This is a genomic window from Variovorax sp. RTB1 (assembly GCF_035018765.1).
Taxonomy (GTDB): domain Bacteria; phylum Pseudomonadota; class Gammaproteobacteria; order Burkholderiales; family Burkholderiaceae_C; genus Variovorax.
In genome coordinates, this window is record NZ_JASJXG010000090.1 from 1 (window position 1) to 7,977 (window position 7,977).

At 64.7% G+C, this 7,977-nt stretch carries 10 protein-coding genes; 9 read left to right on the plus strand and 1 reads right to left on the minus strand.

Going from position 1 to position 7,977, the window contains the following annotated elements:
• The coding region (locus QN397_RS26060; RefSeq protein WP_416352369.1) for a purine-cytosine permease family protein at positions 1-829 on the minus strand (829 nt) is incomplete at its 3' end.
• An 80-nt stretch (positions 830-909) separates the two neighbouring features.
• On the opposite strand from QN397_RS26060, the gene QN397_RS26065 reads away from it, so the two are divergent.
• The 9 genes from QN397_RS26065 to QN397_RS26105 all read left to right on the plus strand — a co-directional run.
• Entirely contained in the window at positions 910-1,212 is a 303-nt protein-coding gene (locus QN397_RS26065; RefSeq protein ID WP_068631962.1) for an urease subunit gamma, read from the plus strand.
• A 40-nt stretch (positions 1,213-1,252) separates the two neighbouring features.
• Complete coding sequence (locus QN397_RS26070; protein WP_323497885.1) at positions 1,253-1,855, plus strand: HupE/UreJ family protein; 603 nt, start codon at positions 1,253-1,255, stop codon at positions 1,853-1,855.
• 13 nt (positions 1,856-1,868) lie between these two features.
• Positions 1,869-2,174 (plus strand): urease subunit beta, encoded by a 306-nt coding sequence (locus QN397_RS26075; protein ID WP_323497886.1) that lies wholly within the window; start codon positions 1,869-1,871, stop codon positions 2,172-2,174.
• Positions 2,175-3,941: an urease subunit alpha gene (ureC, locus tag QN397_RS26080; RefSeq protein ID WP_323497887.1), complete on the plus strand. Its 1,767-nt coding sequence runs from the start codon at positions 2,175-2,177 to the stop codon at positions 3,939-3,941.
• A gap of 58 nt (positions 3,942-3,999) precedes the next feature.
• Positions 4,000-4,638 (plus strand): urease accessory protein UreE, encoded by a 639-nt coding sequence (gene ureE, locus QN397_RS26085; protein WP_323497888.1) that lies wholly within the window; start codon positions 4,000-4,002, stop codon positions 4,636-4,638.
• Between the two features lie 5 nt (positions 4,639-4,643).
• Positions 4,644-5,342: an urease accessory protein UreF gene (locus QN397_RS26090; RefSeq protein ID WP_323497889.1), complete on the plus strand. Its 699-nt coding sequence runs from the start codon at positions 4,644-4,646 to the stop codon at positions 5,340-5,342.
• Between the two features lie 10 nt (positions 5,343-5,352).
• On the plus strand, positions 5,353-6,003 hold the full coding sequence (ureG, locus tag QN397_RS26095) for an urease accessory protein UreG (RefSeq protein ID WP_187052887.1): 651 nt from the start codon (positions 5,353-5,355) through the stop codon (positions 6,001-6,003).
• A 232-nt stretch (positions 6,004-6,235) separates the two neighbouring features.
• Positions 6,236-7,738 (plus strand): DUF4331 domain-containing protein, encoded by a 1,503-nt coding sequence (locus QN397_RS26100; protein WP_323497890.1) that lies wholly within the window; start codon positions 6,236-6,238, stop codon positions 7,736-7,738.
• A gap of 12 nt (positions 7,739-7,750) precedes the next feature.
• A partial coding sequence (locus tag QN397_RS26105; protein WP_323502433.1) for a hypothetical protein occupies positions 7,751-7,977 on the plus strand: 227 nt, incomplete at its 3' end.

A 7,977-nucleotide genomic window follows, 5' to 3' on the forward strand; every position in this document is an offset into this window, starting at 1 on the left:
CGCCGGCCCACCACCGCCCGCGTGTTGCTGCGGTGCGTTCGGGCATGAACCGCAAGTAGTCGGCCTGCTCGCCCATCTGCGTGATGAGCGCGATGCCAACCGTCAATGCCGCACCAAAGAGGCGCAGGTCGAAGCCCGCCGAGCCGCCCTTCTCACCGCTGTAGTGCGTAATCCCGGCAAAGGCGCCCGGATCGCGCACCACGACGAAGCAGAACGGCACGACCAGCATCAGCAGCCAGATCGGCTGGGACCAGAGTTGCAGGCGGCTGATGGCCGATACACCGTGCGTCACCAGAGGGATCACGACCAGCGCGCAGATCAGGTAACCCCACACCGGCGGCACACCCAGCGCGAGCTCCAGCGCATAAGCCATCACCGCCGCTTCGAGCGCAAAAAAGATGAAGGTGAACGACGCATAGATGAGCGACGTGAGCGTCGAGCCGATATAGCCGAAGCCGGCGCCACGGGTCAGCAGGTCCATGTCGACGCCGTAGCGCGCCGCGTACACGCTGATCGGCAAGCCCGCCAGAAAGATGATGAGCCCCGTCACCAGGATGGCCCAGAACGCGTTGGCAAAACCATACTGCACGAGCAGCGTGGCGCCGACCGCCTCCAGGATCAGGAACGAAGCCGCGCCGAAAGCCGTGTTGGCGACCCGCCATTCAGACCACTTGCGAAAGCGCTGCGGCGTGTAGCGCAGCGCGTAGTCTTCGAGCGTTTCGCTCGCGACCCAGCTGTTGTAGTCGCGCCGCACCTTGACGATGCGCTGTGGCGCTTCGTCGGGTCCAGGGGGCGTGGCGGGGTTCGGATTCACATTTTCCCGGTGCAGATTTCATGCCACGGCACAGGCACGCGCAAAGGGCGGCATGACTGTTGCAACGCTTACCCGTTGCTCATAATGCCCTGATCATGGAACTCACTCCGCGCGAAAAAGACAAGTTGCTGATCTTCACTGCCGCCTTGCTGGCCGAAAGGCGGCAGGCACGGGGACTGAAGCTCAACTACCCCGAAGCCATTGCGCTGATTTCTGCCGCCGTCATGGAAGGGGCGCGCGATGGCAAGAGCGTCGCCGAGCTGATGAGCGCCGGCCGCAGCGTGCTGACGCGTGCCGACGTCATGGACGGCATCGCCGAAATGATCCCCGACATCCAGGTCGAAGCGACCTTTCCCGACGGCACGAAGTTGGTGACGGTTCACCAGCCGATCGTTTGAAGCCCGACGACCACAACGACCATCACGAGGATCTCTTTTCATGCGCACCGCTTCTGTATCCACGAGCTTCATCGCCCTGCTCGCACTGCTGCCGCTCGCGGCCAGCGCGCACACCGGCGTCGACGGCGGACTGCACCATGGCCTGGTCAGCGGCTTCATGCACCCGCTGACCGGCGCCGACCATCTTTCGGCGATGGTGGCGGTAGGCCTCTGGAGTGCGCTGTCGGCACGTCGCGCCTGGCCCGATCTGTTGTGGGCGCCGCTCGGCTTCGCGGCGATGCTGCTGGTCGGCGCGCTGATCGGTCTGGCGGGTGTCCAGCTGCCGGCGGTCGAGCCGATGATCGCGGCATCGCTGCTGGTGCTCGGGTTGCTCGTCGTCACGCAGAAGCATCTGCCGCCTGCCGCAGCAGCGGTGCTGGTCGGCGGTTTTGCGATTTTTCATGGCGTCGCGCATGGGCACGAGTTGGCAATCCAGTCCGGCGCGGCGCTGACGCTCGCCGGCATGGTGGCCGCGACGGTGCTGCTGCATCTGTCCGGCATCGCTGTCGGTTGGGCGCTGCGTCGTGGCAATGTCTGGCTGCCGCGTGCAGCAGGTGCCGCGGTGGTGGCACTCGGCGCCGTGCTGCTCGTGCAAGCCGCCTGAACGGAGCCCTCGCATGATCCCCGGCGAACTCTTCACCGACGAAGGCGACCACACGCTCAACCCCGGCCGGCGCACGCTGACGCTGGTGGTACTCAACACTGCCGACCGGCCCATCCAGGTCGGCTCGCACTATCACTTTGCCGAGACCAACGGCGCGCTCGGCTTCGAGCGAGAAGCGGCGCGCGGCATGCGGCTGAACATCGCATCGGGCACTGCGGTTCGCTTCGAGCCGGGCCAGCAGCGCACGGTCGAATTGGTCGACTTTGCCGGCGACCGCGTGGTCTACGGCTTTCGTGGCCTGGTCCAAGGAAAACTCTAGATGGCAACGATCGGACGCCGCGCCTATGCGGAAATCTTCGGCCCCACCGTAGGCGACCGCGTGCGGCTCGCCGACACCGACCTCATCGTCGAAGTCGAGGCCGACTACACCTTGCGCGCCGGTGCCTACGGCGAAGAAGTGAAGTTCGGCGGCGGCAAGACGATCCGCGACGGCATGGCGCAATCGCAGCGCACGCGCGACGGCACAGGCAGTGGCCCGACGGCCGGTGGCGCCGTCGACACGGTGATGACCAACGCGTTGATCCTCGACCACTGGGGCATCGTCAAGGCAGACATCGGACTGAAGGGTGGCCGCATCGTCGCCATCGGCAAGGCCGGCAACCCCGACGTGCAGCCGGGTGTCGACATCGTCATCGGGCCTGGCACTGAAGTCATCAGTTGCGAAGGCAACATCGTGACGGCTGGCGGCATCGACAGCCACATCCATTTCATCGCGCCACAGCAGATCGAAGAGGCGCTGACCTCCGGCGTGACGACCATGCTCGGCGGCGGCACCGGCCCGGCGACCGGCACCTTCGCGACGACCGCGACGCCCGGCCCGTGGCACATCGAACGCATGCTGCAGGCCGCCGACGCGTTCCCGATGAACCTCGGCTTTCTGGGCAAGGGCAACGCCAGCCTGCCGGACGCGCTGCACGAGCAAATCAATGCCGGCGTGATCGGCCTGAAGCTGCATGAAGACTGGGGCACGACGCCTGCCGCTATCAGCAATTGCCTGGACGTGGCCGACGCCACCGACACGCAGGTGGCGATCCATTCCGACACGCTGAACGAATCGGGCTTCGTCGAGAACACCATCGCGGCGGTCGGCGGGCGCGGCATCTGCGCCTTTCATACCGAAGGCGCGGGCGGCGGTCATGCGCCGGACATCCTGCGGGTGGTGGGTGAAGAGAACTTCTTGCCATCGTCGACCAACCCGACGATGCCGTACACGGTCAACACGCTCGACGAGCACGTCGACATGCTGATGGTGTGCCATCACCTCGACCCGGCCATCGCCGAAGATCTGGCCTTCGCCGAGTCGCGTATCCGCAAGGAGACGATCGCAGCCGAAGACATCCTGCACGACCTGGGCGCCATCAGTATGATGAGCAGCGACAGCCAGGCGATGGGCCGTGTCGGCGAAGTCATCATCCGCACCTGGCAGACGGCGCACAAAATGAAGGCGCAGCGCGGCTGGCTGGCACCGACCGGCCAAGGCGAACTGGTCGAGACGCTGCAGCGCAACGACAACTTTCGCGCCAAGCGCTACATCGCCAAGTACACGATCAACCCCGCCATCGCACACGGCATCGCGCACGAAGTGGGCAGCATCGAGGTCGGCAAATGGGCCGACCTGGTGGTGTGGAAGCCGGCATTCTTCGGTGTGAAGCCGTTCACCATCATCAAGGGCGGCACCATCGCCATGGCCGCCATGGGCGACCCCAACGCGTCGATCCCAACGCCGCAACCGGTGCACTACCGGCCGATGTTCGGCGCCTACGGTGGTTCGCTCCACAAGAGCTCGCTCACCTTCGTGTCGCAGGCCGGCTTGGCAGCGGGCATCGGCGAAAAGTACGGTCTGCACAAGACGCTGGTGGCGGTTAAGAATGTGCGCGGCATCCGCAAGAAGCACATGGTCCACAACGGCCTGACGCCGAAGATGGAGATCGATCCGCAGACCTACGCGGTGCGTGCCGACGGCCAGTTACTGGTGTGCGAACCGGCGACTTCGTTGCCGCTGACGCAGCGGTACTTTTTGTTCTAACGCGTCTGATCTCGCCTAGCGTTGAACACGCTATTCCCTCCTCAATTTTTTTGCCCCCATGCTGACCGCCAACAAACTGATGCCGCAGGGCAAGGGCCTCGCGCCCGTGCTGCTCAAGCGTGCCGCCACCATCGAACTCGACTGGGACGTTCGCCAAAAGAGCCGCTTCGACACCGTCGATTCGCAAGGCCGGCAGGTCGGCATCTTCTTGCCACGCGGCACTGCCGTACGCGGGGGCGACGTGCTGGTGGCCGAAGACGGCTCGCTGATCCGGGTGATTGCGTCGCCGCAACCGGTGCTTGTCATCACCCATTGCACGGAGCACGGCACGCCCTTCGATCTGACACGCGCGGCCTACCACCTGGGCAATCGTCACGTGCCCATAGAGCTCAAGCCCGACCACCTCAAGATCGAGCCCGACCATGTGCTGGCCGCCATGCTGCGCTCGATGCACCTGATCGTGCGCGAGGCGGAAGAGGCCTTCGAGCCGGAGGGCGGCGCGTATGGCGCGCATGCGTCCGGCGACCATGGTCATGCGCACGGGACTCAATCTCATGCGGCCACCGGCAAGGCGCTCGTCGGCCCGGTGCTCCACCCCGACGCCTATGCACAGCCGCAAGACAATGGCCATCCGCACAGCCATGAGCAAGGTCATGACCACGGCCACGATCACGATGGTCCGCACCACGCGCACTGACCTGCATGCCTGACCCTGCCGCGCCTGTGGGCGCCCTGCCGGCGTCCAGCCTGCTCCAGCTCATCTGGCTGGCCTCGCCGGCGCTGCCCATCGGCGGCTTCTCGTACTCCGAAGGCATCGAGGCCGGCGTCGAATGGGCAGGCCTTGCAACGGAAGCGGCAGCCTCCGACTGGCTGGTCGATCAGCTGCATCTGACCCTGGCACGCGGCGACCTGTCGATCGTCGCCCAAGCCATCGACGCCTGGCGCACGCAAGACGCCGAGCGCCTCGCCCGCCTCAACGCCTGGGTGCTGCAGACCCGCGAGACCGCCGAGTTCCGCTTGCAGACCGAGCAGATGGGCCGCTCGTTCGTCGAATGGCTGAAGCTGCATCACGACGACGTGCTGGCCTCGTTCGACAAGATGCCGGTGACCTACCCGATCGCATTCGCTTTTGCCGCATCGCGCACGGGAGCCACCGTGCGCGATGGCTGCCTCGCCTTTGCGTTTGGCTGGGCAGAGAACATGACAGGCGCCGCGGTCAAGTGCGTGCCGCTCGGCCAGAGCGCCGGCCAACGCATGCTGGGCCGGCTGGCTGCTGAAATTCCGCATGCGGTCGACCACGCCATCGCACTCGGCGACGACGATCGTCAGGCCTTCTCTCCCATGCTCGCCGTGCTTTCCGCGCGGCATGAAGCCCAGTATTCACGCCTCTTTCGAAGCTAAGGTCCACACCATGTCCTCCGCCCTGCACCACATCCCCAACCGCACCAAGAAACTGCCGCCGCTGCGCGTGGGCATCGGCGGTCCGGTCGGCTCGGGTAAGACGACGCTGCTCGAAATGCTGTGCAAGGCGATGCGCGACAAGTACGACCTGATCGCCATCACCAACGACATCTACACCAAGGAAGACCAGCGCATCCTGACGGTCGCCGGTGCGCTGCCAGCCGAACGCATCATGGGTGTCGAAACCGGCGGCTGCCCGCACACTGCCATCCGGGAAGACGCGTCGATCAACCTCGAAGCCATCGACCGCATGCTGGGCGAGTTTCCGAACGCGGACGTGGTGTTCGTCGAGAGCGGCGGCGACAACCTGGCCGCCACCTTCAGCCCCGAGCTGAGCGACCTGACGATCTACGTCATCGACGTTGCCGCAGGCGAAAAGATCCCGCGCAAGGGCGGTCCCGGCATCACCAAGAGCGACCTCTTCATCATCAACAAGACCGACCTGGCGCCCTACGTCGGCGCCAGTCTGGAAGTGATGGAAGCCGACACCAAACGCATGCGCAAGCAGCGGCCGTACGTCATGACCAATCTCAAAACCAAGACCGGGCTGGCCGAGGTGGTCGCGTTCATCGAGGAGCGGGGCATGCTGGCCGAAGCCTGAGCAGAGGAGAGCGGCGCGCCAGCGCGCACCGCGACTTCGACCACGGGTTTTCCCGGAGTCGGAGTGCAGTTGGGAAGTCGCGCAGCCATTTCACGGCTGTCGCAGCCTCTGGTTTGAATCCAATGTGAACTTGTTCACGTAGAGCTTTGGCTAGCGTGAATTCGACCGGGAAATTCGGCCGGATCAAGCAGCACCGGGCCTCTCAAACCAAACCAACTTTCGAGGTGAAGTGATGAAATTGACAAGACTTCCAGTTCAGGCCTGCGCGCTGGCGTTGTGCGCCATCGCCGCGGGCGGCGCGCTCGCATCGAGCCACCGCGAGGCGCCGTCGATTGCCGGGTCGCCCAAGCTCGACGGCACCGACTTCTACATGTTCCGCAGCTACGACCCAGCCCGTACGGCCTACACGACGCTGATCGCCGACTACCAGCCCGACCAGAGCCCGTACGGCGGACCCAACTACTTCAATATGGACCCGAACGGCCTGTACGAGATCCATATCGACAACGTCGGCGATGGCAAGGAACACATCACTTTCCAGTTCCGGTTCCAGAACACGTTGCGTGACATCGCCCTTCCCATTAACGGCGTGAAGACCTCGATCCCACTGGTGCAAGCCGGCGGCATCACCGGCCCGAACCAGCCGACCAGCAATCTCCGCGAGACCTACACGGTGAACGTGGTGCGTGGCCCGCGTCGGGGTAGCCTGGGTGACCCGGTCAAGAAGCTCGACGGCACCACCGTGTTCGACAAGCCGACCGACAACATCGGCGAGAAAACATTCGGCGTGGCGCCGGGTTATGCCAACTACGCAGCCCAGCACGTGTACGACGTCACCATCCCCGGATGTGATGCGCCGGGCAAGGTCTTCGTGGGTCAGCGAAAAGATCCCTTCGTCGTCGCACTCGGTCCGATTTTCGACCTGATCAATCTCGCACCGCTGGGCTCCGTCAACGTACCGAATTCCGATTCGCTGGCCGGCAAGAACATCACGTCGCTCGAAATGGAAGTGCCCACCTCCTGCCTGACCACTGCCGGCAGCACCATCATCGGCGGCTGGACGACGTCGAGCGCACGCCAGGGACGACTTGTCGCCAGCCCGCCGAAAAGCGGCCACGGCACCACCTACCTTAACGGCGGCGCATGGACCCAGGTGTCGCGACTCGGCATGCCGCTCGTCAACGAACTCGTGATCGGGCTGAAGGACAAGGATCGCTTCAACAATTCGCAACCGAGTGACGACAAGCAGTTTCTGCCGTACGTGACAAACCCCGCGTTGCCAGCGCTGATCGAAACCTTGTTCCCCTCCGCCAAGGCTCCGACCAACTTCCCCCGGACCGACTTGATCGCTACATTCCTGACAGGTATCGACGGGCTCAACAAACCAGCCAACGTCGTGCCGTCGGAAATGCTGCGTCTGGAAACGAAGATCGCGCCGACCCCGATGGCGAACCAGAGCAACCTCGGCGTAGCCGGTGGCGACCTCGCGGGCTTCCCGAACGGACGCCGGCCGGGTGACGACGTGGTGGACATCGAGTTGCGCGTGGCCATGGGTGCACTCTGCGTGTTGACCACCGATACCGACAAGTTCAAGCTTGGCTGCAAGCCATCGGACGCACCGGCCGGTGGCCTGCCATTTACCGACGGCGCACTGCAAACGCCCGCCGCGTTCCCTGCCGTGTTCCCATACCTCAACACGCCGCTGCCAGGCGCCGTGACCCAGCAGCAGCCGTAAGGAGTTAGCACCATGAAGAACAAGCTTCTGAAACTGGGCGTCGCGCTCGCTGCGGCACTCGTGCTCACGGCCTGCGGCGGTGGGGGTGGCGGAGGTGGCTATGTGCCGATCGGGACAGCACCGCCGGCGCAGAACCCTCCGCCGCAGACCACGCAGCCCCCCATGATGGCGGATGCCTACGACAGCTTCATTTCGTATGTAAAACAGCTCGTGGCCGGTACCTCGGAGACCGACCCACC

Bases quoted from the DNA above. Each gene is read 5' to 3' on its own strand.
- QN397_RS26100 (WP_323497890.1), top strand. From the start codon at position 6,236: ATGAAATTGACAAGACTTCCAGTTCAGGCCTGCGCGCTGGCGTTGTGC.
- QN397_RS26090 (WP_323497889.1), top strand. From the start codon at position 4,644: ATGCCTGACCCTGCCGCGCCTGTGGGCGCCCTGCCGGCGTCCAGCCTG.
- ureC (WP_323497887.1), top strand. From the start codon at position 2,175: ATGGCAACGATCGGACGCCGCGCCTATGCGGAAATCTTCGGCCCCACC.
- QN397_RS26075 (WP_323497886.1), top strand. From the start codon at position 1,869: ATGATCCCCGGCGAACTCTTCACCGACGAAGGCGACCACACGCTCAAC.
- ureG (WP_187052887.1), top strand. From the start codon at position 5,353: ATGTCCTCCGCCCTGCACCACATCCCCAACCGCACCAAGAAACTGCCG.
- ureE (WP_323497888.1), top strand. From the start codon at position 4,000: ATGCTGACCGCCAACAAACTGATGCCGCAGGGCAAGGGCCTCGCGCCC.
- QN397_RS26070 (WP_323497885.1), top strand. From the start codon at position 1,253: ATGCGCACCGCTTCTGTATCCACGAGCTTCATCGCCCTGCTCGCACTG.
- QN397_RS26065 (WP_068631962.1), top strand. From the start codon at position 910: ATGGAACTCACTCCGCGCGAAAAAGACAAGTTGCTGATCTTCACTGCC.